This is a genomic window from Kocuria sp. NPDC057446, from assembly GCF_042802875.1.
Taxonomy (GTDB): Bacteria; Actinomycetota; Actinomycetes; order Actinomycetales; family Micrococcaceae; genus Kocuria.
Genome location: NZ_JBHVDI010000289.1, coordinates 1 through 1,491 on the forward strand (window position 1 = coordinate 1; position 1,491 = coordinate 1,491).

At 75.4% G+C, this 1,491-nt stretch carries 2 protein-coding genes; both read right to left on the bottom strand.

Annotated elements, in window-relative coordinates:
* Positions 1-63: 63 nt before the first annotated feature.
* On the bottom strand, positions 64-630 hold the full coding sequence (locus tag ACFU0Y_RS18145; protein WP_380216363.1) for a hypothetical protein: 567 nt from the start codon (positions 628-630) through the stop codon (positions 64-66).
* Positions 631-828: 198 nt separating this feature from the next.
* Positions 829-1,491, bottom strand: a 663-nt coding sequence (locus ACFU0Y_RS18150; protein WP_380216365.1) for a class F sortase, incomplete at its 5' end; no start/stop codon positions are given.

A 1,491-nucleotide genomic window follows, 5' to 3' on the forward strand; every position in this document is an offset into this window, starting at 1 on the left:
GCCTCGGCGGCCGGGCGGCGCCGCGGTGCGGACGGCCGGGCGCCCGGAGGGCGCCGGGACGGATCAGGCCGTGCGGCGCGGGGCGAACCAGTGCTTGACCGGGGCCTTGAACGCGGTCACGAGCCACAGGACGTTGACCACGACCAGCAGCAGCCCGAGGATCAGCAGGACGATCCCGAGCCCGCCGTAGGCCATCGCGCCGAGGAGGCCGATCAGCGTCCCGACCACGCTGAGGATGGACAGGACGATGCCCAGGACGCGGGCCCAGTTCCGGCCCTTCTTCAGGAACACGTAGACCAGGGCGTACAGGCCCAGGGCGATGACCAGCAGCACGATGCCGGTGACCTGGCCGACGCCCGCGGCCTGGTCGGCCGCCGCGATCTGGTCCGGGGACAGCCCCAGCTCCTGGTACATCGCGGTGGTGTCCGCGGTGGCCGCGACGACCATCCCCACGATGTCGTTGAGCAGGTAGACCGCCGCCGAGACGAGGGTGAGGGTCAGCAGCCGCTTGACCTCCGGCGGCGCGGCACCGGGGTGCCCGGGACCGGCCCCGTACTGGTCACCGGTGGCCTGGTACTGCGGCGGGCCGCCGCGGGCGCCCTCGGGCTGCTGGGGATAGGGGTTGCTCATGGAGATCTCCTTCGATGGAACGGGTACCGCACAGGAAGCGCGCTCCCATCTTCCCCCGTGCTGTGCGATCGCACCTCCGCCGGGAGAACGAGGCGTGTCCCGACGCCCGGCGCGTCTCCCGCCCCGCGCCCCGGGTTCGCACGGTGCGGTGACGCCGGCGCCCGCGGCCGCCGGTACGTGCGCGCCCGGGGGACGGGGTCAGGCGGCGAGCGTCGCGTAGACCACGTAGTTGTCGTCGAACAGGCCGGTGGCGGGGTCGTAGCCGTCGCACGTGATCAGGCGCAGCTCCGCTCCCGCGGTGTTGCCGTAGACGGCCCGTGTGGGGAAGGCGTCCTTCGCGTACTGCTCCCCGCGGTCGACGACGAACACCGCCGTAGACCCGTCCGCCCGGTCCACCTCGACCGTGTCGCCGGGGGCGAGACCGCGCAGCCCCGCGAAGACGCCCGGCCCGCCGCCGGTGGCGTTGACGTGGCCGAGCAGGATCGCCGGTCCCCGCTCCCCCGGTGTGGGCGAGGCGGTGTACCAGGAGGCCGGGGCCCCGGGATGGGTCGGCGGCACCTCCAGCGAGCCGTCGGGGCGCAGGCCCAGGTGCAGCAGCTCGGAGGCGGCGCCCGCCGCGGGGATCCGCACCGCCACGGGTGCGGACTCCGCGAGCACCGGCGGCAACGTCCCGGGGGCCGGGGCGGGGGCCGGTGCTGGCGCGTGCGGCGTGGGATCGGGAGCCGGCGGGATGGGCGTGGTCTCCGGCGAGGGCGCCGTCGTCGTCGGGGCGCTGGACACCGACGACGACGGGCGGGCGGACTCCGCGGGCGTTCCATCCGCGCAGCCGCTGAGCAGCAGCAGGAGGACCGCCGCAGGGAC